Source organism: Kribbella solani (assembly GCF_014205295.1).
In the GTDB taxonomy this organism is placed as follows: Bacteria; Actinomycetota; Actinomycetes; order Propionibacteriales; family Kribbellaceae; genus Kribbella; species Kribbella solani.
The window spans coordinates 5,007,091-5,033,872 of sequence record NZ_JACHNF010000001.1; the positions used below are offsets into that span (position 1 = coordinate 5,007,091).

Sequence of the window (26,782 nt, forward strand, 5' to 3'; positions counted from 1 at the left end):
ACTGTCCCGGGGCGGAAACGGCTGTCTTGTCCTCACGCAGCCCGATATTTGGTTGCAACTACCAACAATAATGCCGCGCTGTCAGCAACTGCTCACCGGGCGCCACCAACTACCTGCCGAAGCAGCCGGAAGATTTATGAGACGGTCACTTCTCGGAAGGCGATTTCCCCCGTACGATCCGGTGCTTGTTGAGTAATCAACACCCGGCCCTCGGCGGTGCTGTCAGGGCCCGCCGGGGGTCTTTCAGGTGAACGCGCGGACCAGCAGTTCGACGCACTCCGCAGTCGGGCTGGTGCCGACGACCAGCTGGCCCGGTGCGCTCAGCGCCGGCGCGAACTGTCCCATCCAGAGCGCGCCTTCGGCGGCCTCGCACGCGGTCCCGTACACGACGGTCCAGGCCGGCGCGCCGGTCGTCATCTCCACGATCGTGGCTTCGAGATCGTCCACCGGCCGGCCGATCACCGGTTCGAACCCGGCCGCGCGGCAGGCCGCGACCAGGTGGTCGTGCAGCCAGGTGTCAGCGGGCAAACGCAGCGGAAGCGCGGCCAGGTCGATCAGCTTGATCCCGTCGTCCGCCCGGTACGACGCGGGCGCCAGTACCGAGAGTGGATCACGCCAGAGCTCGATCACCCGCAGCCCGGCGACCGCCACCTCGCCTCGTACGAACGCGAAATCGAGTTCACCGGCCCGAAGCGCGGCCAGGTACTCGCCGGTGGTGCCCGAGGTCAGTCGAACCTCAAGATCGGGCGTACTCGCGCGGAGCACCGCCAATCCACGCTCCAGGCGATCACGAAGCCCCGGCGCGGTCCCGATCCGCAGTACGCCGGAACGCCCCGAAGCCAGCTCCACCGCGACCTCAACAGCATGATCGGCGGCAGTCAGCACAGCACGCGCTTCGGCCAGCATCCGCTCGCCGTCGCCGGTCAGCCGGACATGCCGGGAGGATCGGTCGAGGAGTCGAAGCCCGAGCTCGCGTTCGAGCCGCGCGACCTGCTGGCTGACGGCGGGCTGGACGATGTTCAGCCGTTCGGCGGCCCGGCCGAAGTGCAGTTCCTCGGCGACGGTGACGAAGTACCGCAGCTGTCGCAGCTCCATCGGACCCTCCGGCGATCACGATTCCTTATCGCTGCACAGCGTGACTGCGTCTGGGTCGGGGGCCGCCAGGCTCGTTGACTGGTGGACATGAGGATCGGACTGTGGATTGACGAAGAGGGCCGGAGCGTCGCCGAGATCGGTGCGGTCGCGAAGGCAGCCGAGGACGCCGGGATCGACCGGATCTGGTTCAGCCAGCGGCTCGGCTGGGACGCGCTGACGCTGATCGCCGGCGTCGCGCCGTACACGAAGACGATCGGGTACGCGGTCGGCGTCGTGCCGGTGTATCCGCGGCACCCGATCGCGCTGGCGTCGCAGGCGCTCAGCGTGCAGGCGCTGACCGGCAACCGGTTGACGCTCGGCGTCGGCTCGAGCCACCCGTACCTGATCGAGGGGATGTTCGGCCTGGCGATGGATCGTCCCGCCGCGTACGTTCGCGAGTACGTCGAGGCGCTTGGACCGTTGCTCACCGGCGAACCCACCAACTACGAGGGCGAACGCGTGATCGCCCGCGGCCAGGTGCAGATCGCCGGCGCCGAGGCTCCGGAGCTGATCCTGGCCGCGCTCGGTCCGCGGATGCTGAAGATCGCCGGCGAGCTGACCGCCGGTACGACGACCAGTTGGGCCGGGCCCGAGGTGATCGAAGGTTTCATCCGGCCCACGATCGATCGCGCGGCAACCGCTGCCGGCCGCCCCGAACCGCAGGTGATCGCGGGTGTCTGCGTCGCGATCACGGACGATCCGGACGCGACGCGGGCGTGGATCAGATCCCGGTTCGGCGCGGCGGGCGACATGCCGGCGTACCGGGCGGTGCTGGACCGTGGCGGCAAGGCCGGCCCGGAGGACACCGCGATTCTGGGCGATGAGGAGACCGTCGCGAAGGAGCTCCAGCGGTACGCGGACGCAGGCACCACGGAGTTCCTGTTCTGCCCGGTCGGAACCGGCGCGGAGCTCGAACGGACGACGCGATTCGCGCTCGACTACGCCTGAACCCGTGTTCAATCACCCGATCCAGCTCCGACGTCCCGCACAAGGACCGAGACGGAGACAGGATGGGTTGATGGACCTTCAGGACGTGGTGCAACGCCGGATCGACGAGCTGGCCGAGACCGAACTCGGCTTGCAGGTCACGGCGTACAAGGACGGTGAGCTGGTGGTGGACGCGGTCGCCGGGGTACCGCGAGACGGGTTGTACTTCGCCGCGTCCACCGGCAAGGGCGCGTCCGCGACGGTGGCGAACGTGCTCGTGGATCGGGGCGTACTCGACTACGACGCCCCGATCGCGGAGATCTGGCCCGAGTTCGGCGCGCGTGGAAAGGACCACGCGACGCTGCGCCACGTACTGACCCACTCGGTCGGCCTGCCCGCGCTACCGCCGGACGCGACCCGGGCGTCGCTCGCCGACAAGAACGCCCTGGCCGCGTACTTCGCGGACGCCGAGCCATGGTGGGAGCCGGGTACGAAGCTGACGTACCACGCGGAGACGTTCGGCGTCCTGGTCGGCGAGATCGTCCGCCGCGCCACCGGCCGGACGATCTCGGCGGTACTGAAGGAGATCCTGACCCCACTCGGCATCGAGAACGACGTGTACTTCGCGCTTCCGCCCGATCAGGCACACCGGCTGGTACCTCTGGTCGAACCCGAAGGCACCGAGGAGACCTTCGCGATGCTGGCCGAGATGTTCAGCCGGACCATCCCGGCCGCCGTACAACCGCGCGCCGCCGTACTCAACCGGCCGGAAGTACTGGCCGTCGAGGACCCGTCCTGCGGGATTCTCAACGCGTACGGGATCGCCACCCTGTACGCCGGACTGATCGGCCCGGTGAACGGTGTCCAGCTGGTCCGCCCCGAGTCCGTACCGGTCATCACCGGCCCGGCGTTGGTGGCGCCGGACGAGCTGCTCGGCAACCCCGCGACGATGGCGCTCGGCTATCCGGTCGGCCGGTTCGGGTCGAGCGCGGAGGAGAGCCCGGCGTCGTTCGGGATGCCTGGCATGGGTGGCAGCGTCGCCTGGGCCGACACGCGCTCAGGCGTCGCGTTCGCGTTGACGCGGACGCTGTTCGACCCGACCGGGTCGGGCTCGGCGCTCGAGATCGGCAACCTGGTTGCGAAAGCCCTTTGCTGAAAGTCCTTTCAGGTAAGGGCTTTCAGCGACCGAGTTCGCGCACAGACTGCTGGTCGATCCAGACGAGATGGCCGTGGTGGCTGACGAGAACTTCGTCGGCACCGGCCGTCCCGGTCCGGCGTCCCAGTTCTTGGCCGGCGATCCAGCGTCCCGCGATCAGGATCTGGACGGCGATCGGCCGAGCCGGGGAAGGGGCTACGGGCATGGCACCTGCTTCTGGACAGGGGCGGATGATGGAGAGGAGTTTGGGGACTGGTTTCCCAGCCACGGCAAAGCCTACAACCGCCAAGCGACGAACCGTTAGCTGTAACTCGAACTGACCGCCCGCCGAAGGGAACCGGATGCCCGCCCAGCCGATCTTCGTGGTCCAGTTGCACGACGCCCGGCGCCGGCACTACGACATACGGCTCGAAGTGGACGGCGTGCTCAAGTCCTGGGCGGTGCCGCGCGGCCCGTCGCTGGACCCGGTGGAGAAACGGCTCGCGGTGTTCACCAGCGACCACGACCTGGAGTACGCGTCGTTCGAGGGCGTGCACCGGGAAGCGCGGTACGGCAGTGGTGCCGTGATCGTGTGGGACGCCGGCGTGTACACGAACCTGACCCGGGACGACCGCCGGCAGCTGGTCGATCCGGCGGCGGCGATCGAACGCGGGCACTTGAAAGTGCAACTGCACGGCCTGAAACTCAACGGCGCCTGGGCTTTCACCCGGACCGGCGCCGATTGGCTGCTGGTCAAGGTGAAGGACGCCGACGCCGATCCGGGGCTCGATCTGACCGTCGCCGAGCCCCGATCGGTGCTGAGTGGTCTAACCATCGACGAGGTGGCCGCCAGCTGAACCGGTTCGCCGTTGGACCTGCCCGGAACTGGCCACGCGTTCCGGGTCCGACGGGTTGACCGGCTTCTGAGCAGGTGTCAAAACTGATGCGTATTCCTGTTCCTATCAACCGCCCGGAGGACAATAATGCGCAAATCTGCGGCGCTGCTGTCCGGCGTGCTACTGGCGGCGCTGCTGCCGTTGCCGGCCAACGCCGAACCGCCCCCGATCTGGACCCGCGATTCGTCCGACCGCCTCTTCCCGTACGAGACCCGACCGGCCGGGGCGTCGTCGACGATCGACCTGTACGCGGCCCGCAACGAGACCGAGGCGGCACAGATCGCGGTCCGCCCGACCGCCGACGTCCAGAACGTCTCCGTCGCCACCACGCCGCTGACCGGCCCGGACGGCGCGACCCTGACCGACATCAGCGTCCGCCGCGAGTACCTGCATCCGAACGTCGTCGACGCGTACGGCGGCATCGAAACCGACGGCACCGGCTCGAAGTACTACGACGCGCTGGTCGAGAACACGCCGCGTACCTTGGCCGCGAACGTCACCCAGCCGTACTTCTACAGCGTGCACGTACCGACCGGCGCGAAGCCCGGCGTGTACACCGGATCGGCGACCGTGAAGAGCGACGCCGGCAACACGACCGTACCGATCCGGGTCACGGTCTACCCGGCAACGCTGCCGCCGACCGACCAGTCGAACTTCAAGATGGACAACTGGACCACTTCGGCCGGCTGGGACTACGACGGCACCATCAAGGCGATCCCGTTGCAGTACGGCGTAAAGATGTACGACGTGAACTGGTGGCGCGTGATCGAAGCGATGGCGAAGAACCACGCCCGGCATCGCAACAACGTGGTCTTCGCGGACTTCCAGGCCCTGCTGATCCCGAACACCACCATCGACGCGGCCGGGAACTACACCTTCGGCTGGGACACGTTCGACCGGTTCCTCAAGATCTACAAGGACGCCGGTGCGCTGCAGTGGATTCACACGCCGCACCTGCTGAACGGCAGCACGGACTCCCGCGGTTCCGAGGTCGAGACGCTGCAGCGCGCCGCGGACGGCTCGACCCACATGGTCACGCTGCCGAGCGGTTCGCCGGAAGCCACCGCGTACCTGAACAAGGTGTTCCCCGCGCTCAAGCAGCACCTGGACCAGCTCGGCCTGACCAACAGGTTCTACATGAGCGCGAACGACGAGACGATGAAGTCCGTCGACACCGACGCGGCCAACTGGATGTACGCGATCTACCGCAAGTACTTCCCGAAGCCGCTGCTGAACGAGGCCACTTACCACATCATGAACCCACCGGCCACGGTCACCGCGGACACGCCGATCGTGGATCTGTACGAGAACAACGTCGGCTACTTCCAGACCCGGAAGCAGAACGGCACCGAGCTCTGGATGTACAACTCCGGCCAGCCGGGCGGAACGTACCTGAACCGGCTGATCAAGATGTACCTCAACAAGACCAGGTTGATTCCGTTGCTGGCGTGGAAGGCCGGTGCGACCGGTTACCTGCATTGGGGCTGGAACTACTGGTACGACGGCACCAACACCCCGATCGACACCTTCGACAGCGCCCAGACCGGCGACTACTTCCTGATCCGGCCGAACAAGGCCGCTTACGACATCTACGACAGCCTCCGGAGCGAGGCTCAAACGGACGGTATCGAGGACTACGAACTGTTCACTCAGCTCGCCGCGACCAAGCCCGTACTGGCGAAGGCGCTGGCGAACTCACTGCTGATGAACTCGTTCACTGTAGACAAGTCAGGTGTCGCGTCGGACACCGTGCACCGCCAGGTCCTCGATGCGTTGGCTGCCGGCGGCAACGACCAGGCCTATCCGTACGCCGATGACTTCTCCGGTGGATCGCAGGCTTGGCAATCGAAGGGTGGCAACTGGTCCGTCTCGGGCGGCGCACTGACCCAGACCGACACGTCCCGCTGGGACATCGTCAGCGGCCTGAAGGGACGCGCGTACGGAGACGTGTCCGCATCCGTCGACCTGCAGATCCGTGGCGTCAATGCAGACGGCGGCGACACGAACTGGGCCGGCATCGTCATCCGCAACCTGAACCCGACCGACTTCGACAGCGGCTACCTGATTGCCCAGCGCAACAATGGCGAAGTCTTCGTGTATCGCAACGGAACAGCGCTCGGCAAGGCCCAGAACCCGAGCTACACCGCCGGCCAGGTCACCCGGCTGCGGGTGGTCGCGCGTGGCACCAAACTCACCGTGTACGCCGGACCGAAGCAACTCCTCACCGTCAGCGACCCGAACTACACCGCCGGCGGCATTGGCCTGGCCAGCGGCGGCGTGAACGTTGCCTTCGACAACGTACGGATCAACCCGGACGTCAACCCGGCCGAAGGTTCCAAGGTGACCACGTCATCGTCCTACGAGCAGGACGGCTGGGGCGCCCAGGCCGCCGTGGACGGGCAACGTACGTCGGACGCCGCGTCGATGGGCTGGACCAGCGACGTCGGCACCACCGCCCAGTTCGACCTCGACCTCGGCCAGGTCCGATCGATCGGCCGCGTCGACCTCTACCCACGGACCGACGGCAGCAACACCGGCGCGGGGTTCCCGATCGACTACAAGGTCGAGGTGTCCACGAACGGCTCCGCCTGGACAACAGTCGCGAACCGGACGAACCAGACACGGCCCAGCGGCGTACAGACAGTGCCATTCGCGACACGTGACGCCCGGTACGTACGCGTCACCGGAACCAAGTTGAGCCAAGACCCGGCCGGTGCATCACGGATGCAGTTCGCCGAAGTCGAGGCCACGGGCGGCAACCTCGCGGCCGGACGACCGGTCACGGCATCCACCTCATCGGAGTACCCGAATGAAGGCTGGCTGCGGTCCAACCTGACCGACGGCGCACGGCAGTCACGGCTGTGGAACTCCATGGGCTGGACCAGCGAGTCAGTACCGGCCGGATCGCCGCAGTCCGTACGGATCGACCTGGGCGGACCGAGCCTGGTGAACCGGATCGACCTGTACGGACGGACCGATGGCGCTAGCACCGGCCAAGGCTTCCCGATCGACTACACGGTCGAAACGTCCACCGACGGTACGACGTGGACGCCGGTCGCCTCAGTCACCGGTGCACCGCAACCTGGCGCCGGTCCGGTCACCTACACCTTCGCGGATCGCACCGCGCGGTACGTGCAGGTACGCGGTACCCAGCTCCGTCCTGACGGTGAAGGTGGCTACCGCATGCAACTTGCTGAAGTGGAGGTACGGCAACAGCCCGCCAACCTGCGGCGCCATCGACGGCACTGAAGTACGGTCCCGGCCGCAGCCTGCGGCCGGGACCTCCTCCCAACGCCCCTCCGGAGGGAACTACCCATGTCCACTACCAGATTCCGCGGCCGACGGGTGTTACTCGCCGTCGCCGCACTGCTCACCAGCGCATTTCTCGTCGTACCCCAAGCCCAGCAGGCAGTTGCTGCCACGAACCAGTTCGCTGGTGTGAACTGGGCCGATCCCCGCGACAACTACGCCGACGACCCGGTCGTGCCCAGTGGGCTGTCGACGTCGGACAGCTACAACACCACGTACGCCAAGGCGGATGCGATCATCCGCGAGTTCCACACCGACCTGGCAGCCAACACGGTCCGGCTGCCGATCAACCCGTACACGGTCAACGGCTCGTACTGGAGCTCGTACACCGGAGCGATCGACGCCGCCGTCGCCGACGGGTTCAAGGTGATCCTCAGCTACTGGGAGGGCGCCGCGCACAAGGACGGCCTGGTCGACGACGCCGACGCGTACTGGGCGATGTGGAACAACGTCACCAGCAAGTACGCGAACAACAGCTCGGTGTACTTCGAGCCGATGAACGAACCGTTCGGGTACAGCCTCAGTGCCTGGTCGGATCTGGTCGCGAAGTGGATCAGCACGTACTCGACCGTGCCGAAGAACCGCATCTTCGTCAGCGGCACCGGGTACAACGACAACGTCACCGGTGTCTGCGCTGACAGCCGGTTCGACGGTACGTACCTGTCACTGCACCACTACGGGTTCTGGAACTCCACTCAGACCAGCTACTCCTGGTGGGTCAGCGACTTCAAGAACCGGATCGGCTCCTGCGCGTCCCGTACGGTGCTGGACGAGTGGGGCGCGCCGATGACCACCGGTGCGAACTACAACGGCGCTATCAACGGCGACGCCAACATCGCCTACATACAAGCGGATTCCGACACACTGCGATCGCTGGGTATGGGATCGGTCTACTGGCCCGGTCTACGCAACGGCGACAGCTACAGCATGACCACGCTCGGCGGTAGCGGTACCAATCTGAACCTGTCCGTCAACAACGTCACCGGCATGGGCAGGTTGCGGTGGTCGTGGGGCATGGACAACCCGACCGCGGTGGTCCGAGGTACCGGCTCCAACCGCTGCCTGGACGTACCCGGGTACTCCACTGCCAACGGCACCCAGATCAGCATCTTCGACTGCAACGGTGGCGGTAACCAGCAGTGGGCGTACACCTCGTCGAAGAGCCTCGTGGTGTACGGCAACAAGTGCCTCGACGTGGACGGCGCAAGTACCAGCCCAGGCGCCAAGGTACAGATCACGGACTGCAACGGCGGCACCAACGAGCAGTGGAACTTGAACAGTGACGGGACGATCACCGGGGTGCAGTCCGGTCTCTGTCTGGACGTCACCGGCGCTGGTACGGCCAACGGCACCGCAGTGAGCATCTACTACTGCAACGGCGGCTCGAACCAGCAGTGGACCCGCAGCTAACCCAATAGTCCCGGAGGCCCTTCCATGCGTACATCCGCAGCCCTACTGTCCGGCGTACTACTGGCGGCGCTGCTGCCGCTGCCGGCCAACGCCGAACCACCCTCGGTCTGGACGCACAACTCGTCCGATCGGCTATTTCCCTACGACACCCGCCCGGCACAGGCATCTTCCACAATCGACCTGTACGCGGCGCGGAACGAGACTGAGGCCGCGCAAATCGCGATCCGCCCCACGGCCGACGTACAGAACGTGTCGATCAGCACGACTCCACTGACCGGACCCGGTGGCGCGACGTTGAGTGACATCACGGTCCGGCGCGAGTACTTACATCCGAATGTCGTTCCGATCGGGCCGGGTGTCGAAATCGAGGGCACCGGCTCGAAGTACTACGACGCGCTGGTCGAGAACACGCCGCGTACCTTGGCCGCGAACGTCACGCAGCCGTATCACTACAGCGTGCACGTACCGACCGGCGCGAAACCCGGCGTGTACACCGGATCGGCGACCGTGAAGAGCAGCGCCGGCGATACGTCCGTACCGATCCGGATCACTGTCTATCCGTCCACGCTGCCACCCACGAACCAGTCGACGTTCCGGATGAACAACTGGACCACCTCCGCCGGCTGGGACTACGACGGCACCATCAAGGCAATTCCCTTGCAGTACGGCGTAAAGATGTTCGACGCGAACTGGTGGCGCGTGATCGAAGCCATGGCCCGCGACCACGCGAAGCACCGGAACAACGTGGTGTTCGCGGACTTCCAGGCGTTGCTGATCCCGAACACCACGATCGACACCGCCGGGAACTACACCTTCGGCTGGGAAAGCTTCGACCGGTTCCTGAAGATCTACAAGGACGCCGGTGCGCTGCAGTGGATACACACGCCGCACCTGCTGAACGGGACTACGGACACCCACGGCCCGCAGCTCGAGATGCTGCAGCGTGCTGCTGACGGCTCCACCCAGATGGTCCCAGTGCAAACAGGTACGCCGGAGGCGACCGCGTACTTGAACAAGGTGTTCGCCGCACTGAAGCAGCACCTGGACCAGCTTGGTCTGACCGACGTCTTCTACATGAGCGCGAACGACGAAACCTGGGCCGGCGCGGACCGCGACGCGGCGAACTGGATGTACGCGATCTACCGCAAGTACTTCCCCAAGCCGCTGCTCAACGAAGCCGAGACGAACCTCCTGGACCCGCCGGCCACAGTCACCGCCGACACACCGCGGTTGGACCTGTACGAGGACAACGTCGGCTACTTCCAGGCGCGCAAACAGGCCGGCAATGAGCTCTGGCTGTACAACTGCACGGTTCCGCGCGCCACGTACCTGAACCGGTTCCTGATGTCGTACCTGGCCAATACCCGGCTGACCCCGTTGCTGGCCTGGAAGACCGGTGCGGTCGGCTACCTGCACTGGGGCTGGAACTACTGGTACGACGGCACCAACACCCCGATCGACACCTTCGACGGCGCCCAGACCGGCGACAGCTTCCTAGTCCGGCCGAACAAGGCTGCCTACGATCTGTACGACAGCATCCGGAGTGAGGCGCAGCTGGACGGTATCGAGGACTTCGAGCTGTTCACTCAGCTGGCCGCCACCAAACCCCTGCTGGCGAAGGCACTGGCCAACTCACTGCTGACCAACTCCTTCACCTCGGACAAGTCCGGTGTCGCCGTGGACACCGTGCACCGGCAGGTACTGGACGCACTGGCTTCGGGCGGTGCGGATCAGGTCTATCCGTACGCCGATGACTTCTCCGGCGGGTCGCAGTCCTGGCGGCCGAAGGGTGGCAACTGGTCCGTCTCGGGCGGCGCACTGACCCAGACCGACACGTCCCGCTGGGACATCGTCGACGGCCTGAAAGCACGGGCGTACGGAGACGTGGCCGCGTCGGTCGACCTGCAGATCCGTGGCGTCAATGCAGACGGCGGCGACACGAACTGGGCCGGCATCGTCATCCGCAACCTGAACCCGACCGACTTCGGTAGCGGCTACCTGATTGCCCAGCGCAACAATGGCGAAGTCTTCGTGTATCGCAACGGAACAGCGCTCGGCAAGGCCCAGAACCCGAGCTACACCGCCGGCCAGGTCACCCGGCTGCGGGTGGTCGCGCGCGGCAGCAAGCTCAGCGTCTTCGCCGGCCGGACGCCGGTTCTGACGGTCACGGATCCGACGTTCACCGCCGGCGGCATCGGTCTCGCCAGCGGCGGCGTGAACGTTGCCTTCGACAACGTACGGATCAACCCGGACGTCAACCCGGCCGAAGGTTCCAAGGTGACCACGTCATCGTCCTACGAGCAGGACGGCTGGGGCGCCCAGGCCGCCATGGACGGGCAACGTACGTCGGACGCGGGATCGATGGGATGGACCAGCGACGTCGGCACCACCGCCCAGTTCGACCTCGACCTGGGCAAGGTGCGGTCGATCGGCCGCGTCGATCTGTATCCGCGGTCCGACGGCAGCAACACCGGCGCCGGCTTCCCGATCGACTACAAGGTGGAGGTGTCGGCGGACGGTTCGGCGTGGACGACCGTCGCGACCCGGACGAACCAGCCGCGGCCCAGCGGGGTACAGACAGTGCCATTCGCAGCGCGGGACGCCCGGTACGTACGTGTCACCGGGACGAAGTTGAGTCAGGACCCCGTCGGTGCGTCGCGGATGCAGTTCGCCGAGGTCGAGGTCGCGGGCGGCAACCTCGCGGCCGGACGGCCGGTCACGGCATCCACCTCATCGGAGTACCCGAATGAAGGCTGGCTGCGGTCCAACCTGACCGACGGCGCACGGCAGTCCAGGCTGTGGAACTCCATGGGCTGGACCAGCGAGTCAGTACCAGCCGGATCCGCGCAGTCCGTACGGGTGGACCTCGGCGGACCCAGTGTGGTGAGCAAGATCGACCTGTACGGCCGGACGGACGGTGCGAGCACCGGTCAGGGGTTCCCACTCGACTACACGGTCGAGACCTCTACAGACGGTACGAACTGGACACCGGTCGCCTCAGTCACCGGTGCACCACAGCCAGGAGCCGGTCCGGTGTCATACAGCTTCCCGGAGCGTACGGCGCGGTACGTGCAGGTACGCGGTACCCAGCTGCGCCCTGACGGTGAAGGTGGCTACCGGATGCAACTGTCGGAGCTGGAAGTGCGGTGAAGTCTCACCAGCCGTTGACGTGCAGTACGTCGTCAAGCGGCTGACGCGGTGCTGGCTTGAAGTTGGTCCCGACCGTGTACGCGGTCGGGATCAACACCGACTGCCGCACCTGCTCCGGCAGACCCAGTAGGTCACTGATCTCCTGCTCGTACGTCATGTGCAGCGTGGTCCACGCCGTACCGAGACCACGTGCGCGCGCGGCAAGCATGTAGCTCCAGGCTGCTGGGAGAATCGAGCCCCACAGACCGGACTGGTTCCCAGCAGGCAGTGTGCGCGCTTCAAGGCATGGAATAACCAGCACCGGCACCTGGCCCATCCGCTCCCCCAGATAGGCCACGCTGTCCCCGACCCGCCGCTGCACCGGACCACGCTCCGGGTCATCGACATGCAGCTTCCCAGCGGCACCCGGACCGGCCAGGTACTGCTCGACCGCGCGCCGGTAGTAGTCGCCGATGGCCGCCCGCTGCTCGGCGTCCGTGATCACCAGCCAGTGCCACGTCTGCCTGTTACTGCCCGACGGCGCCTGCAGAGCGATCTCCAGGCACTCCCGGATCACCTCCATCGGCACCGGCCGCTCGAGATCCAGCCGCTTCCGCACCGTACGCGTCGTCGTCAGCAGCTCGTCAGGATTCAGATCGAGAGTGTAGGTCACGCTACTCAGTCTGTCAGGCCTGTCAGCGCTGTCAGCCCGAGCGGGCCTACTCGAACGGCGCCGGGTCGCCGGAGCCGACGCGAACCACCTCTGGGACGTCGTCGGAGAAGTCGACGACGGTGGTCGGCTCGGTGCCGGCCTCGCCTTCGATCACCGCGTCGATCTGGTTGTCCAGCTCTTCCTTGATCTCCCAGCCCTGCGTCATCGGCTCCTCGTGGCCGGGCAGCAGCAGCGTGCTGGAGACCAGCGGCTCGCCGAGTTCCGCGACCAGCGCCTGGGTGACCACATGGTCGGGAATGCGTACGCCGACGGTCTTCTTCTTCGGGTGCAGCAATCGGCGCGGCACCTCCTTGGTGGCCGGCAAAATGAACGTATAACTGCCCGGAGTTGCAGCTTTTATCGATCGAAATACCGCATTACTGATATGCACGAACTGGCCGAGCTGCGCGAAGTTCTCGCACACCAGGGTGAAGTGATGCCGGTCGTCCAGCTGCCGGATCGTCCGGATCCGGTCGATCCCGTCCCGGTTCCCGAGCTGACAGCCGAGCGCGTAGCAGGAGTCGGTCGGGTACGCGATCAAGCCGTCGTCGCGGAGCAGGTCCACCACCTGACCGATCGCCCGCCGCTGTGGATTGTCAGGATGGACGTCGAAGTACCTGGCCATGACCGTCGAGCTTAGCCCTCCCGGCCGGCGCCCGGGCGTACGCACCGGCGGCCGGCCCGGAGCCGCAATTCGCGGAATCATTACCAGAGCCGGCCCGCCCGGAATTGCGCGCGCACCGGGCGTTTCCTGAATTTCCTTCAGTACCGGGAAAACACCGAAAGAATTGCTGTGAATTCTGGAATCTTGGCGTATTGTTATTGCCGTTCTCCCCGGCCGGAGAGACAACGTCCGGGTTCCTCCCTTTATCGGGGGTGGAGGAACCCAGGCGTGGCACGGCCACCCAGGTTTCCGCCCTGCCGGCGACCCGGGCGGCCGGGCGCTCGTCGTCCTCATTTCGATCTGCGACCCTGACCTGCATGAGCGATGAACGGATCGCCCTCGGCACCGCCCGGGGCCGATGGGTGCTGGCGGCGACCGCGCTGGGGTCGGGGATGGCGTTCCTGGACGGCACGGTCGTGAACGTCGCGCTGCCGGCAATGGGCTCCGACCTGAACGCGGACATGGCCGGCCTGCAGTGGATCGTGAACGGCTACATGCTGATGCTCGCCTCGCTGGTGCTGCTCAGCGGCTCGCTCGGCGACCGGCTCGGCCGGCGGCGGACGTTCGTGGCCGGCGTGATCTGGTTCGCGGCCGCCTCGGTGGTGTGCGCGATCGCGCCGAACCTCGAGGTGATGATCGCCGGCCGGGTCCTGCAGGGCATCGGCGGCGCGCTGCTGACGCCGGGCAGCCTGGCCATCCTGCAGACGAGCTTCCAGCACTCCGACCGCGGCAAGGCCGTCGGCACCTGGTCGGGGCTCACCTCGGTCGCGGCGGCGGTCGGGCCGTTCGTCGGCGGCACTTTGGTGGACATCGGCTACTGGCAGCTGATCTTCCTGATCAACGTACCGCTGGCGCTGGTGACCGTCCTGGTGACGCTTCGGCACGTACCCGAGACTCGCGACGAAACCGCCGCCGGCAAACTCGACCTCACCGGCGCGGTCCTCGCCACCGTCGGTCTCGCCGGACTGACGTACGGCCTGATCAGCGCCGGTGACCACGGCTTCGGCGACGCGCCGGTCCTGATCAGCCTGGCCGTCGGCGTGGTCGCGTTCGCCGCGTTCGTCGAGGTCGAGCGGCGCAGCTCGCACCCGATGCTGCCGCCGAGCATCTTCGCCAACACCCGCTTCACCGGCGCCAACCTTGTCACGGTCGTCGTGTACGGCGCGCTCGGCACGGCGACGTTCCTCGTCGTCGTGTACCTGCAGACCGTCCTGCACTACTCGGCCCTCTGGGCAGGCGCGTCCCTGTTGCCGATGACCATCCTGATGTTCACCCTCTCCGGCTACGCGGGTGGTCTGGCCGACCGCATCGGCGCCCGGATCCCGATGACCGTCGGACCATTGCTGATGGCCGGCGGCTTCCTGCTGATGCTGCGGATCGACAGCGGGTCGAGCTACTACAGCACAGTGCTTCCTGCCGTCGTACTGCTCGGACTCGGCCTGGTGTCGACCGTCGCGCCGCTGACCGCGACCGTACTGTCGTCGGTCGACGACCATCACGCCGGAATCGCGTCCGGGGTGAACAACGCGGTCGCCCGGTCGGCGCAGCTGATGGCGGTCGCGGCGATTCCGATGGCGGCCGGGATCACCGGCGACACGTACCGCGATGCCCTTGCCTTCCACAAGGGGTTCGGCCGGGCGCTGTGGATCGCCGCGGTCCTCGCCGCGGCCGGTGGCGTGATCGCGTGGGTGACCCTCGGCGAGCGCGGGGCGCCGCGGCAGCACCTCGTACGCCATCACCGGCACTGCGCGCTCGAGGCGCCACCACTGGCGGATCGCGAGAACGCCAGGTGATTTGTCGACATTGACCCTCGGCCGGTTAAGATACGTTCGTGTTAAAACAGCTGACGCGGGCGTGGGGCAGGGCGGCGTACGGTGCCGCGGCGATGGGGATCGCGCTGGGATGCGCGGGAGTGATGTCGGAGGTGGTCGGCAACCGGTACCTTCCGGCGGCGGTCTGCACGCTCGTCGCCGTCCTGCTGATCCGCCCGTTCCGCCGCGTCGAAGAACTGGGCCTCAAGCCGCGCTCCGGGGCCGGCTTGCGTGGTTCCGGGCTCCGGAACGGCCCGCGTGGCTTGGGGTCTCGGACCGGGTTCAGCTTTCGGAACGGCCTGCGTGGGTTCGGGTTCGGCGTGTTGGTGACCGGTGGTTGCGCGGCGGTGGTGCTGGGCGCGGGAACCCTCGCGGGCTGGATCTCCTGGGGCAGCTTTCACCCCGGTGACGTGCTCGTCTTCCTGATCACCAACGCCGTCGTCGCGATCCTGCTGGAGGCGTTCCCGGAAGAGCTCACGCTCCGCGGACACACCTGGTCAGCGCTGCGATCACACCACCGCGGCCTCATCGCCGCCCTCGGTACGACACTGCTTTTCCTACTCGTACCAGGCTTCTCGACCGTCGTGCAGCTCGTGCTCAGCCGGATCCTGGGCCTCGACAGCCCCGGCCTGAGCCTGGCACCAGCCGGCCAGGACCCGGTCTCGTACTTCATCCTGCTGACCGTCTTCGGCCTCACCCTGATCGCCGCCCGGCAAGCCACCGGATCGCTGTGGACGAGCATCGGCACCCATCTCACGTTCCTGACCGTGAACCGCCTGACCGTCGACGGCGCCGACCGCGATTCCGGCTGGTCCGCCGACCTCGCCAGCCCGGACGTACTGCTCCTGATCCCGCTCTATTTGTTGCTCGCGGCAATCATCTACCGGCGGACGGCCAGGTACGCGGCGCGCGTTTCGGGCGCGAGCCGTTCGATCGCGTAGCGCAGCATCGTCCGCGGCATCCGCGCCGCGTACTCGTCGAGAAACGCGAGCAGCTCCGGCTCCGACACCCGCTTGCCGGCCTCCCGCAGCATCCAGCCGGACGCCTTGTGGATCAGGTCCTCCCGATCATCGAGGACCAGCGCGGACAGCTTGTACGTATCGGTGGTCTGGCCTTGCCCGATCAGAAACTGTGTCGCGACCAGCGCGATCCGACGTTCCCACAGCGAGCTGGAGCGGACCAGCGTGTAGAGCTCCGCGCGCGACTTGTCGAGCAGGTAGCCGCCCACGATTTGCGGTGCACTGCAGTCGACCAGATCCCAGTTGTTGATGTACGCCGTACCGCGCAGGTACAGGTCGTGGATCGCGGTCAGCTCCGCCGGGTTCGCCGTACGCGGCTTGAGGCTGCGAGTGGCGCGATCGGCGAGCAGACAGAGGATCGTGAGCCGGTGCTCGTGCACCGGACTGGTCAGCGCCTTCTCCAGCTCGGCCAGCGGAAGATCGGCGCGCAGGTACGGCTTCAGGATGCCGCGGATCGTCGACAGTTTCACGCCGATCATCCGGTCACCATGCCCGTACCCACCGGGCTGCAGCTGGAAGTAGCGGGACAGCACGTCGGCCACCGCGGGATCACCCGCCGCGTCGACCTCGGCAAGCAGTTCGTCGGTACTCACACCAGCAACCCTCCACTCGCCCGCAGGTTCTGCCCGGTCATCCAGCGGCCGTCCGGCCCGGCCAGGAACGCCACCACGTCCGCGACCTCGGCCGGTTCGCCCATCCGGCCGAGCGCGGTGATGCCGACCAGCATCGCCTCGGCCTCCGGCGGATTGTGGCCGTGGAACATGTCGGTGTTCGTCGCGCCCGGCGAGACCGTGTTCACGGTGATCGCGCGCGGGCCGTACTCGCGGGCGGCGACCTTCACGAACTGCTCGACGGCGGCCTTGCTCGCGGCGTACAGCGAGATGCCCGCTCCGGGCACGACCGTGTTCAAGGTGGAGAGCGCGATGATCCGGCCGCCGTCGGGGAGCACCCGGCCGGCCCGCTGGATCGCGAAGTACGGCCCCTTGACGTTGGTCGCGAACAACTCGTCGTAGTCGGCGGCGGTGACGTCGTCGATCGGCTTCACCATCGACCGGGCCGCGTTGCAGACGAAGATGTCCAGCGTTCCGGTCGGTGCGGCGGCCTGGTCGAACAGCCCGTCGATACCGGAAAGGTCCGCCTGGTCGGCGCGTACGGCGATCGCCTTGCCACCGGACTGCTCGACAACTTCATCCGCCGCCGACGCGTTGCTCGAGTACGTGAAGGTGACCACCGCGCCGTCCGCGGCGAGCCGCCGAACGATCGCCGCGCCGATGCCACGGGACCCCCCGGTGACCAGCGCCGCCTTGCCGTCCAGAACGCCCATGCGAGCTTGTCTATCACCTCACTGGGTCCGCCGTCTGACAGCGCTTACAGGTCGGGAGGTCACGCTCCGGTGGCCATCGCCGGAACACCCGTTGTGACGGCTGCTCGTTCGGGCATACGGTGAGACCAGGGCAGTTCCACTCCGCCAGGACTTCGCGTTCGTGGCGCTACCCGGGGGAGACAGCACGCGTGACAGGCAACCCAGAGCCGCGGGACGGCGACATGATCAGAACCACCTTCGACGCTGTGACCGAGGAACTGGAACCCGGCGTACTGCTGGTCCGGTTGTCCGGTGAGATCGACATCGCCAGCACCGACTTCGCGGCCGAGGCGATCCGCGCCGCCGTCGCGCCACCGGCCCGGCTGGTGCTGATCGACGTCTCCGCCGTCACCTTCTGCAGCTCGGCCGGCCTCGGCAACCTGGTCGAGGCCCGCAACCTGGCCGGCGAACACAACATCACCCTCGCCCTGGTCGGCGTCGGCCGCCCGGTGGACCGCCCACTGACCGTCACCGGCCTCGGCAACCAGTTCCGCATCTACGCCAGCGCCGAACAGGCCCTCTCCGAGCTCTGACCTGCGCCCGCTCGGGCACTTTCCATAAAAGATGCCGATGGCAACCTTTGGCGCCGGTGGCGGCGGCCACGGCGTACCAACTTCCCGGTGATTTCGGGCGTACGGATACCATCGTTGTGCCGGCCTCGACACCGAGAGCTATCGCCTGCACGACCATCAACCGGAGATGCGATAGCGTCCGGGGTCTCCGACAAAGGAAAGTCATGGGTGAGCTGAGCAAGATCGTGGTCGTGGTGCCGACCTACAACGAGCGGGAGAACCTTCCCGTCCTGGCCGGGCTGCTGTCCGACCTGAACCTGCCCGGGCTGGAGCTTCTCGTTGTCGACGACAACTCCCCCGACGGCACCGGCGACGTCGCCGACGAGCTGGCGAAGGAGTCGCCGGAAAAGGTCGGCGTCCTGCACCGAACCGTCAAGGACGGCCTCGGCCGCGCGTACATCGCCGGGATCACCCGCGCCCTGGACGAGGGCGCGGACATCGTGATCCAGATGGACGCGGACCTGTCGCACCCCGCCTCGGTGGTCCCGATCATGGTCGAGACCCTGCGGACCACCGACGCCGGCGTGGTGATCGGCTCCCGGTACGTCCCCGGCGGCTCCGCTGCGGCCGAGTGGGGCTGGCACCGCCGGGCCCTGTCCGCCTGGGCCAACTTCTACGTGAACGCGATCCTGCGCCTGCACGTGAAGGACGCCACCGCCGGCTTCAAGGCCTGGAAGGCCGACACCCTGCGCTGGATCGACGTCGCGTCGATCAAGAGCAACGGGTACTCGTTCCAGGTCGAGATGAACTACCGGACCGTGAAGCGCGGCCTGAAGATCGCCGAGGTACCAATCCGCTTCGAGGAACGCACCGAAGGCGTCTCCAAGATGAGCCTCAAGGTACAACTCGAGTCCGCCCTGATGCCCTGGAAACTCCTCTTCAACCGAACCTGACCGGTCAGACCCGATCGTCCCCTGACCCGATCAGACCTGACCACCACCTGATCAGAGCCGATCGTCACCTGACCTGATCGTCGCCTCCCGCCGCCGTACGCCACCCGGCCGTACGGCGGCCGCGGCACGCCCAGTACCAACCACCCACCCCTCACCCACGCGGCGCGCTCCCCTCGCCCGTCCGCCCCGCTCACCACTTCGCCCGCGCACCCGCCGTCCCGCTCGCCGAGGCCGGTTCCGCATCTGCGCCGGCGCACTCACCCGACGGCTCGCTCGCCCGTCACCCCGCCCGCTCACCCGGGCCGACCCCCGTACCTGCACCGGCGCGCTCACCCGACGCCCGCTCACCGGCGAGGCCCGCTCACCCGTACCCGAGCTCGTGCAATCGGGCGTCGTCGATCCCGAAGTGATGTGCGATCTCGTGCACCACCGTGATGTTCACCTCATCCACGACGTCCTCGACGGTCTCGCAGATCGCCAGCGTCGGATTCCGGTAGATCGTGATCCGATCCGGCAGCACCCCGCCGTAGTAGTGCCCGCGTTCGGTCAGCGGAATTCCCTCGTAGATCCCCAGCAGGTCGCGCTCACCCACCGGCGGCTCGTCCTCCACGAACACCGCCACGTTGTCGATCAGCGCCGCCAGCTCCGCCGGCACCTCGTCCAGCGCCTGCGAAACCAGCACTTCGAAGTCCGCCCGACTCATCTCGATCACCCGTCCAGTATCTCGTTTTGGATGCTGGCCCGGTCTCCTCTATGCTTACGGCTGTCCCTGGAGCTTCGGCTCCCGCGGGTCCGAGTCCCCATCGTCTAGTGGCCTAGGACGCTGCCCTTTCAAGGCGGTAACGCGGGTTCGAATCCCGTTGGGGATACGGTCGAAAGACCGGTGCAAGAAGTAGCTCGAAGATGCTGTAAGATCATCGAGTCATCTGGCCCAGTGGCGCAGTTGGTTAGCGTGCCGCCCTGTCACGGCGGAGGTCGCGGGTTCGAGTCCCGTCTGGGTCGCAGGAGAAGAGGCGGCGGTGTGAAAACACCGCCGCCAACCTTTCTCCCCGGTCAGGTAGCTCAGCTGGTAGAGCGTCCGCCTGAAAAGCGGAAGGTCGGCGGTTCGAGACCGCCCCTGACCACCCCTCCTCACCTGCGGTTCCTCGCTCTGAGAATCGTCAGGACCGTCAGTCAGTTCGGCGGGGTGTGGATAGCTTCGCTACGCCGAGCGTCTGCTGAGAGTAATCTGGTGCCATGACTGCTCAGCCGATGCAGAGCTCGCCGGACGACCCCAGCGAGATCCTCCGTCTATTGCCGGCGAAGTGGCATGAGCAGTTCCTCAGCGAGTACCACGGCGCTCTGGATGCTGCCCACGAGGTGTGGCGCTTCCAGCAACTGCGGGACGTGTTGCACCTCTGGCGCCTGCGGGCGGTCGCGTACTCCGGTCCGGGCTTCGATGATGCACTACAAGCGACCCGCGAGGATCGACCTGACGAGTTCGTTTCGGCCGAGCAGGCGATACCGGGCTGGCCCGATCGGCTGTGAGCTATCGCGTGGAGTTTCACGCATCCGCACTGGCCCAGCTGCAAGGACTGCCTTCATCGGCATTCGACGCTTTGGTCGAACGTGTCAGCAAACTGGTCGGTGCGCCGTGGGAGACCCAAACCCTCGATCGAGATGAGCCGAGCTTTCGGCAATGCACCTTCGGTGGCCTCGGGCTGCTGTCCTTCCATGTCGACGACGATCGCGAGCAGATCCGGATCTTCGACGTGACTTGGGTCGGCTGAGCAATGACTTGTCTACCGTTGGTCCTCACGGGTGGACCCGCGGTGGGTAAGAGCGTAACGGCACGCACCCTCGCGGAACGTCGCCCGAGGTGTGCCTTCGTCGATGTGGATGACGTGCGCCAACTCGTCGTCACCGGTGCTGCCGCTCCGTGGGAGGGAGAGCAAGGCCGAGAACAGCAATGGCTCGGTGTGACAAACGCCTGCAGCCTGGCACGCAATTTCCTGACCATGGGAATTGAGGTCGTCGTCGCTGACGTACTCACGCCAGAGACCTGCGACCTGTACAGACGCGAGCTACCCGGGTGCCTGATCGTACATATGACGGTCGGTTTGCCAGAGGCGATGCGGCGTGCGGCGTCCCGTCAGGTCTGGCTGACTGACCATGAATTCCGAATGCTGCACGAGGCGGACGCAGCGAGCCCCCTGCCGCCGACCATCGCATCCAGGTCGACACACTCGACTTGGAGAACCAGGCCGAGAAGGTGGAAAGACTCTGGGGAGCAAGTCGATGATCCGCCCGGTGGCGACCCAGGATGTGCAGGACCGGTGTCGACTGTCCCGGCGGGTGCCGAACGACTCGGTGTGAATGGCATCGAAGAGGTCGTGAGCGCCCGAGATCGCGCTGCTGGCCGACCGCAACGAGGACCGCAACGGGCAACGTCAGCAACCGACCTCGCCATACGGAGCGACTCACTGAGCAACTGTTCTCGTAGGCAGCCCGACAGCCGCAGTCGAACTGAAAGCGGAAGGTCGGCGGTTCGAGACCGCCCCTGACCACCTTCAAACCCTCTCCACTCAAAGCGGGGAGGGATTTTTCTTTCCCACGTGTACTACGCAGGCGCTTCCTTCGTGGCTTCGTCGGTAGGGTGGGGTGTGACTTTCGATGGGCTGGATGCTGAGCTGGTGTGGGAACAGCGGTGGGTTGGTCGGCCTGTGGATACGCACTTTTCGGCTGGTGGGTCCAGTCCGCTTGCGCGGGCTGATGACACGAACAGGCTTGCGGCGCACGCGACTCTGGGCGATCGCGTCGAGGATGACGATGATGAAGAGTCCGACCTGCTGAAGGTGGCTGCGGGGATTGCGCTGGGAGTGTTGATGTCGGTTGGCGTTTACAAGGCGACGCCACACGTCAAGACCTGGTGGAAGGAACGGCGGGCGAAGAAGGTCGCTGATTCGGAATCTGGTGAACTGGCCGTGGGGGCTGATGCATCCGAGCGGGACACGGTGGGTGTTGCCGCGTTCGCGTCCGAGGTAGAGGTCGTGCTCGCTGAGCAGCGCGCGGAGATGAGCAGCGTGGAAGCGCAGCGACGCGTCCTCGAGATCATGCTCGCGGCGGCCGTGATCGCCGGCAATATGAGAGCACTGTCGGATGCCCAGCTCGAGCACAGCGCCCCGGAGGAACTGCGGAGCGCGCTGGACAAGCTCACGGTTCCCCAGGTCACCGACAGCCTCAACCGGATGCTCGGGGCCGACTCCACCTTGCTCGGCGAGCAGGCATCGGCCGACGTCATGAAGCTCTTCGGGGGAGGTCGCGCGATCGACGGGCGGTACGTGCCCTTGCGCGGCGAAATGATCCAGGAAGCCCTGCGGCTCCCCCGGGCTACCTGATCCCTCCACCTCACGACGCACGCCAGGGACCACCACAGGTACTGGTACGCCCCGGGAATCTGGCTTCAGAGGTTCAGGTGGATTCGGGTGGATTGGGTGTCGCGGTAGAGCTAGGTGTACTCCGGGGGTCTTCGCAGTATCGTTCGAGTCGAAGCGTACGGGGATGGTGGCTGTTGGTGGTCGGAGTAATGCAGGGAGTTGATGGATCAGGTAGGTGAGAAAGCTGATCGCCGGGGAGTTCAGTGCGGTGGGGTAGAGTTCGGTAGATCAGGGTGTACGATCAGCGAATGCGTGATTACCGCATTTGGCTGAGCTCGTTGGGGAGTGACGGTGGCACCCTCGCCTGAGGCTGTTCGGTTGGCTCGGAGACTTCGGGAGCTTCGGGAGTCGCAGCGGCTGACTCAGAAGCAGTTGTCGCGTGCGCTCAGCGCCGACGTGCGGGTCGCGGTGGCCACGATCAGTTCGTGGGAGTCGCAGTCGAACCCGAAGCTGCCGCCGGAAGAGCGGCTGCGGTCGTATGCGTTGTTCTTCGCGAAACCAGCGGCGCCGGAGCGGTTGCCGCGGGAGCAGGATCTGTCCACGGCCGAGCGGGAGCGGTTCAACTCCCTGCATCGGGAGCTGGTGAGTCTGCGGGACGAGGTCCGGCATCAGCAGGCCGACTCACCGTCCGGCGGCGGCTCGTACACGTTCGACTTCGAGTCGGGCCGGGTCACCATCATCTGCCCGGAAGCACCATCGGAGGGGCGTTCGCCGCTCGCGGACGAGGACAACCCGAATCACACCCGCCTGTACAAGTACGCCGATCTCGACGCACTGATCGAGATGTGGGGTCACGTCCGCGCCTCCAACCCGGAGCTCCGCGTACGGCACCGGCTGCCGTCGGAGGTGAGCGCGGATCACCTGTCCGGCCACCTGATCGTGCTCGGCGGCACCGCCTGGAACCAGCTCACCGGCCGGCTGCTGCGAGTTCTGAACGAACTCCCGATCAAACAGCTGTCCGTGGACGACTTCGCCGACGGCGAGATCTTCCGGTCGCGCGACACCCGTGAGTACCGCCCGGTCTGGGAGGAGCGCAGGGACGTCGAGGTCGACGAGGCTCCCACCAAGGCGGAGCTCGAGGTCGACCAGGCGCAGGACGCCTGGCAGGGTACGACGCCCCGCGAGCTGGTCGAAGACGTTGCACTGCTCGCCCGTTTGCGTAACCCGTTCAACCGCAGCCGCACCATCACCATCTGCAGCGGCGTCTACAGCCGCGGCGTACTGGGTGCGGTCCGGTCGCTGACCGATGACGCGGTCCGGGAACGCAACGAGGCTTACCTGGCCAATCGCTTTCCCAGTGGCACTTTCGGACTGTTGCTCCGGGTGCCCGTGGTGAACGGCGAGGCCATCACTCCTGACATGGAAATCTCGGAGAACCGGCTCTATGAGTGGTCGCCCGAGGAGGAGGACGAATGAGCCGGCCGATCAAGCACGGCACATCCCACGCAAGTCTGCTCCACGACGTCTCCGCGATCACCACGACGCCCAAGGCACGTAGCCGGCTGGACGCGATCGTGGTCCCGGCCGCGCGGCCGGCGTCGGCGCTGCAGGACGTCATCACGTTGTCGATCGAGCTGTCCGTACCGCTGGTGATCCTGTGCAGCCGGCAGGCCCAGCTCGAGCAGGTCGTCGCGCGGGTCGAGAACGTCGAGAAGAACTTCGGCGCCAAAGCGCTCGTCGTCGAGGTACCCGAGAACTATCGGCCGCCGTGCGACCCGCCGCTGACCTCCGGGCCGGAGTTCCGCGACGTGTCGGCCGGCCGGTCCAGCGATTTGAGTGCCAAGCGCAACATCGGCCTGCTGCTCGGCCGGATGCGCGGCTGGAACAAGATCCTCTTCGTCGACGACGACATCAGCAGGTTCAACCGTCGCGACGTCGAGCGCCTGACCGGGTACCTGGATCGCTATCCGGTCGCTTCGATGGTCAGCCGGGAGTTCCCGGACAACTCGGTGGTTTGTCACGCGCGCCGGCTGGCCGGATTCAAGCAGGACGTGTTCGTCAGCGGCGCCGCGCTCGGCGTGAACCTGAAGCACCCGGAGCTGTCGTTCTTCGCCGATGTCTACAACGAGGACTGGTTCTTCTTCGCCCGGCAGGCGGCCAACCGTTCACTGCCGAAGATCGGTGAGGTACGCCAACTCGCGTACGAACCGTTCGCGGATCAGGGCCGCGCGGACCGGGAGGAGTTCGGCGACCTGCTGGCCGAGGGACTGTACGGCCTGTTCGAAACCACGCCGAACTGGAGCTTCAAGGACCAGCTCGCCGCCGCCACCGTGAAGAGCCACTGGCGGAACTTCGCGACCGACCGGCTCGAGTTCATCCAGCAGACGCTCGACGCGCTCGACCGGGCCCAGATGTCGGCCAGCCCGGCCAACTACCTGGACATGCTGAACGCGCAGGCCTCGCTGCTGATCGCGGCGAAGCGCGCCTCCGGCATCACCCCGGACCTGTGCGTCGACTTCATCGAGAAGTGGCAGGAGGACGAGGTGCGCTGGCGGCAGATGCTGCGCCGCTTCCCGTCCTCGATGACCGAGCGGGACGCGCTGGCGGAGCTGCAGCTACCGACCTGGGCTTCGTGTGGGTACGGCCAGCTCGCCGGGGTCGTCGCCGGGACTGCCTGACCGCAGCCGGATCTCCCGCCGGCCCGAACCGTCCGCCAGCGGCTGACGTTCACCGGTGGGGCAGAACCCGAGCCGGTCGTACACCTGCTGGGCCAGCGTGTTCGTGTCCAGCACCCAGACCCGCCATTCGGTGACACCCGGATCGATCGCGGCCAGGTACGCCAGGATCTCCCGGAGTACGCCGGTACGCCGGTGCCGCGGATCGACCCAGACCGACTCGATGTGCCGTTCGTACTGCGGCCGGTCCGCGACCTGGACCGAGCTCGCCAGCCCGACGATCCGCGACTCGTGCCGGGCGACCACCCATCGCATCCGGGTGAACCGCTCCCGCCATCCCTCCTCGCCGACGGCCACCTCGTCCTCGTACACGGACAGGTAGGCCGACGGCGAGTCCTTCAGCGCCCGGAGACGTACCTCCCGGGCGATCGGCCAGTCGTCGCTTCCGAGCATCGCGAATTCCAAAGTCCCGGACCCCTTCGGGAGATGGCAAGGCATCCATCCCAGTGTCGCCGTTTCGCCCGATGGCCAAACAAGAGGACGAACAATCTCACACTCGCCGTGCCCGAAGCGACCCGGGTGTCACCCGCAGATCACGCGGTTCACCAACGCGTCGACGGAGGCGTCCGGGCTGGTCTTGAAGTTCGGGGTGACGGCGACGGTCACCTGCCGGCGGGTGTCCTCGGTGGCGAAGGAGTACGCCTGGTACGCGAGCGCGTCGCCGTCGTTGCCGTAGACCCGTACTCCGCACGAGGTGTCGTGCCAGGACAGTCCGAGGCCGTACGAGCCGCCCTTCGTACCCGGCGTCTTCATCTCGGCGAGCAGTCGCGCCGGAAGCAGCCGTCCGCCGAGCAGCGCGGAGAAAAACCGGTTCAGGTCATGTGTGGTGGAGATCAGCTCACCACCCGCGCCGAACAGCGACGGGTTCAGCTCGGTGAAGTCGATCAGGCCACCGTCCTTGGGTACGTACCCGTGCGGGTGGGGTCCGCGCAGGTACAGGGACGTACCGGGCATCGACGTACCGGACAGGTGGAGCCGACGGATCAGCCGGCGTTCGACCTGGTCGCCGTACGTCCGACCGGTCGCCTTGTAGATGATCTCGCCGAGTACCAGGTAGTTGGTGTTCGAGTAGTTGTACTGCGTACCTGGTGTTTCGAACACCGGTGGGTGCGCTACAGCTCGCTTGATCTGTTCGGCTGCAGTCCACGTCCGGTACCGGTTGGCGTAGAACTCCTCGCTGGGCGGCATCGGGAGGGTGTTCTTGTAGTCGTACAGCCCACTGGTGTGGTTGAGCAGCTCCCGTACGGTGATGTTCTGCCCGTTCGGCACAACACCTGGCAGCCAACGCTCTACGGTGTCGTCGAGGCGCAGCTTCTTCTCTTCAACCAGTTGCAGTACGACAGTGGCAACGAATGTCTTCGTGATGCTCCCTGCCCGGAACCGCCCCTCTACAGGCACCTTCCGCGTACTGCCCAGCTCCGCGACCCCAGTGCTCCCCCGCCACACGTCATTACCGCTCCGCACTTCAGCAAGAGCCCCGATCCCCTGCACTCCATTCAGTTGCCCCTGCAACCCACCGGTCGAAGCAACAGCCACTCCCGGCACCACACCAGCCACCGCAACTGTTACCAACGCGACCAAGCTTCGACCCAACATCCCAAATCTCCTCACGAAGTCCGAGCCCCAACCCTCGCCGCTACGGCCGCGGCAAACATCAGGGATGCCCCGCCCTCACCCCGGACCTCGTGAGTGACTTCCCCCGGCAAGTCGGCCAACA

24 protein-coding genes and 3 tRNA genes are annotated in these 26,782 nt (G+C 66.5%); 18 read left to right on the forward strand and 9 right to left on the reverse strand.

Features of this window, described 5'->3' with window-relative positions; genetic code table 11:
• Positions 1–243: 243 nt before the first annotated feature.
• On the reverse strand, positions 244–1,095 hold the full coding sequence (locus HDA44_RS22790; RefSeq protein ID WP_184837606.1) for a LysR family transcriptional regulator: 852 nt from the start codon (positions 1,093–1,095) through the stop codon (positions 244–246).
• 87 nt (positions 1,096–1,182) lie between these two features.
• Between HDA44_RS22790 and HDA44_RS22795 the strand changes: the two genes are divergently transcribed.
• Together HDA44_RS22795 and HDA44_RS22800 are read left to right on the forward strand one after the other, a co-directional pair.
• Complete coding sequence (locus HDA44_RS22795; protein WP_184837608.1) at positions 1,183–2,082, forward strand: TIGR03564 family F420-dependent LLM class oxidoreductase; 900 nt, start codon at positions 1,183–1,185, stop codon at positions 2,080–2,082.
• Between the two features lie 70 nt (positions 2,083–2,152).
• A complete protein-coding gene (locus HDA44_RS22800; RefSeq protein ID WP_184837610.1) occupies positions 2,153–3,217 on the forward strand; it encodes a serine hydrolase domain-containing protein in 1,065 nt (354 codons plus the stop codon).
• Between the two features lie 22 nt (positions 3,218–3,239).
• Here HDA44_RS22800 and HDA44_RS22805 read toward each other — a convergent pair whose 3' ends face one another.
• A complete protein-coding gene (locus HDA44_RS22805) occupies positions 3,240–3,422 on the reverse strand; it encodes a hypothetical protein (RefSeq protein ID WP_238352524.1) in 183 nt (60 codons plus the stop codon).
• A gap of 136 nt (positions 3,423–3,558) precedes the next feature.
• Here HDA44_RS22805 and HDA44_RS22810 point away from each other — a divergent pair, with 136 nt between their 5' ends.
• From HDA44_RS22810 to HDA44_RS22825, 4 genes are all read left to right on the forward strand, one after another.
• A complete protein-coding gene (locus tag HDA44_RS22810; RefSeq protein WP_184837614.1) occupies positions 3,559–4,053 on the forward strand; it encodes a DNA polymerase ligase N-terminal domain-containing protein in 495 nt (164 codons plus the stop codon).
• A gap of 126 nt (positions 4,054–4,179) precedes the next feature.
• Positions 4,180–7,341 carry a discoidin domain-containing protein gene (locus HDA44_RS22815; protein ID WP_184837616.1) on the forward strand — a complete coding sequence of 1,054 codons (3,162 nt, stop codon included), beginning with the start codon at positions 4,180–4,182 and terminating at the stop codon, positions 7,339–7,341.
• Positions 7,342–7,407: 66 nt separating this feature from the next.
• Entirely contained in the window at positions 7,408–8,811 is a 1,404-nt protein-coding gene (locus HDA44_RS22820; RefSeq protein ID WP_184837618.1) for a ricin-type beta-trefoil lectin domain protein, read from the forward strand.
• A 24-nt stretch (positions 8,812–8,835) separates the two neighbouring features.
• Complete coding sequence (locus tag HDA44_RS22825; protein ID WP_184837620.1) at positions 8,836–11,961, forward strand: discoidin domain-containing protein; 3,126 nt, start codon at positions 8,836–8,838, stop codon at positions 11,959–11,961.
• 4 nt (positions 11,962–11,965) lie between these two features.
• Here HDA44_RS22825 and HDA44_RS22830 read toward each other — a convergent pair whose 3' ends face one another.
• Both HDA44_RS22830 and HDA44_RS22835 read right to left on the reverse strand, forming a co-directional pair.
• Complete coding sequence (locus HDA44_RS22830) at positions 11,966–12,613, reverse strand: nitroreductase family protein (RefSeq protein WP_319040369.1); 648 nt, start codon at positions 12,611–12,613, stop codon at positions 11,966–11,968.
• A gap of 46 nt (positions 12,614–12,659) precedes the next feature.
• Entirely contained in the window at positions 12,660–13,277 is a 618-nt protein-coding gene (locus tag HDA44_RS22835) for an L-threonylcarbamoyladenylate synthase (RefSeq protein WP_184837622.1), read from the reverse strand.
• Between the two features lie 356 nt (positions 13,278–13,633).
• On the opposite strand from HDA44_RS22835, the gene HDA44_RS22840 reads away from it, so the two are divergent.
• Both HDA44_RS22840 and HDA44_RS22845 read left to right on the forward strand, forming a co-directional pair.
• Positions 13,634–15,109, forward strand: coding sequence for a DHA2 family efflux MFS transporter permease subunit (locus HDA44_RS22840; RefSeq protein WP_184837624.1), 1,476 nt, complete (start codon positions 13,634–13,636; stop codon positions 15,107–15,109).
• A 38-nt stretch (positions 15,110–15,147) separates the two neighbouring features.
• On the forward strand, positions 15,148–16,068 hold the full coding sequence (locus HDA44_RS22845) for a CPBP family glutamic-type intramembrane protease (protein ID WP_184837625.1): 921 nt from the start codon (positions 15,148–15,150) through the stop codon (positions 16,066–16,068).
• On the opposite strand, the gene HDA44_RS22850 is transcribed toward HDA44_RS22845, so the two are convergent.
• Together HDA44_RS22850 and HDA44_RS22855 are read right to left on the reverse strand one after the other, a co-directional pair.
• A complete protein-coding gene (locus HDA44_RS22850) occupies positions 16,008–16,739 on the reverse strand; it encodes a DNA alkylation repair protein (protein WP_184837627.1) in 732 nt (243 codons plus the stop codon). The genes HDA44_RS22845 and HDA44_RS22850 overlap by 61 nt on opposite strands.
• Positions 16,736–17,470, reverse strand: coding sequence for an SDR family oxidoreductase (locus HDA44_RS22855; RefSeq protein ID WP_184837630.1), 735 nt, complete (start codon positions 17,468–17,470; stop codon positions 16,736–16,738). The genes HDA44_RS22850 and HDA44_RS22855 overlap by 4 nt, the downstream gene beginning before the upstream one ends.
• A gap of 221 nt (positions 17,471–17,691) precedes the next feature.
• Between HDA44_RS22855 and HDA44_RS22860 the strand changes: the two genes are divergently transcribed.
• Entirely contained in the window at positions 17,692–18,042 is a 351-nt protein-coding gene (locus tag HDA44_RS22860; RefSeq protein ID WP_202887506.1) for an STAS domain-containing protein, read from the forward strand.
• A gap of 203 nt (positions 18,043–18,245) precedes the next feature.
• On the forward strand, positions 18,246–18,974 hold the full coding sequence (locus tag HDA44_RS22865; protein WP_184837634.1) for a polyprenol monophosphomannose synthase: 729 nt from the start codon (positions 18,246–18,248) through the stop codon (positions 18,972–18,974).
• 361 nt (positions 18,975–19,335) lie between these two features.
• On the opposite strand, the gene HDA44_RS22870 is transcribed toward HDA44_RS22865, so the two are convergent.
• A complete protein-coding gene (locus HDA44_RS22870; RefSeq protein ID WP_184837636.1) occupies positions 19,336–19,686 on the reverse strand; it encodes a metallopeptidase family protein in 351 nt (116 codons plus the stop codon).
• Positions 19,687–19,770: 84 nt separating this feature from the next.
• On the opposite strand from HDA44_RS22870, the gene HDA44_RS22875 reads away from it, so the two are divergent.
• From HDA44_RS22875 to HDA44_RS22910, 8 genes are all read left to right on the forward strand, one after another.
• A tRNA-Glu gene (locus HDA44_RS22875) sits at positions 19,771–19,843 on the forward strand.
• Positions 19,844–19,902: 59 nt separating this feature from the next.
• Positions 19,903–19,976: transfer RNA gene (locus HDA44_RS22880), tRNA-Asp, on the forward strand.
• A gap of 49 nt (positions 19,977–20,025) precedes the next feature.
• A tRNA-Phe gene (locus HDA44_RS22885) sits at positions 20,026–20,098 on the forward strand.
• A 112-nt stretch (positions 20,099–20,210) separates the two neighbouring features.
• Positions 20,211–20,501, forward strand: coding sequence for a DUF6247 family protein (locus HDA44_RS22890; RefSeq protein ID WP_184837638.1), 291 nt, complete (start codon positions 20,211–20,213; stop codon positions 20,499–20,501).
• 8 nt (positions 20,502–20,509) lie between these two features.
• Positions 20,510–20,743: a hypothetical protein gene (locus HDA44_RS22895; RefSeq protein WP_184837640.1), complete on the forward strand. Its 234-nt coding sequence runs from the start codon at positions 20,510–20,512 to the stop codon at positions 20,741–20,743.
• Positions 20,744–21,616: 873 nt separating this feature from the next.
• Positions 21,617–22,351 (forward strand): hypothetical protein, encoded by a 735-nt coding sequence (locus HDA44_RS22900; protein ID WP_184837642.1) that lies wholly within the window; start codon positions 21,617–21,619, stop codon positions 22,349–22,351.
• A gap of 357 nt (positions 22,352–22,708) precedes the next feature.
• Complete coding sequence (locus HDA44_RS22905) at positions 22,709–23,806, forward strand: helix-turn-helix transcriptional regulator (protein ID WP_184837644.1); 1,098 nt, start codon at positions 22,709–22,711, stop codon at positions 23,804–23,806.
• Positions 23,803–25,008 (forward strand): hypothetical protein, encoded by a 1,206-nt coding sequence (locus HDA44_RS22910; RefSeq protein ID WP_184837646.1) that lies wholly within the window; start codon positions 23,803–23,805, stop codon positions 25,006–25,008. Before HDA44_RS22905 ends, HDA44_RS22910 begins: the two co-directional genes overlap by 4 nt.
• On the opposite strand, the gene HDA44_RS22915 is transcribed toward HDA44_RS22910, so the two are convergent.
• Both HDA44_RS22915 and HDA44_RS22920 read right to left on the reverse strand, forming a co-directional pair.
• On the reverse strand, positions 24,946–25,458 hold the full coding sequence (locus HDA44_RS22915) for a GNAT family N-acetyltransferase (RefSeq protein ID WP_184837648.1): 513 nt from the start codon (positions 25,456–25,458) through the stop codon (positions 24,946–24,948). The genes HDA44_RS22910 and HDA44_RS22915 overlap by 63 nt on opposite strands.
• A gap of 129 nt (positions 25,459–25,587) precedes the next feature.
• Positions 25,588–26,661 carry a serine hydrolase domain-containing protein gene (locus HDA44_RS22920; protein WP_184837650.1) on the reverse strand — a complete coding sequence of 358 codons (1,074 nt, stop codon included), beginning with the start codon at positions 26,659–26,661 and terminating at the stop codon, positions 25,588–25,590.
• Positions 26,662–26,782: the final 121 nt, after the last annotated feature.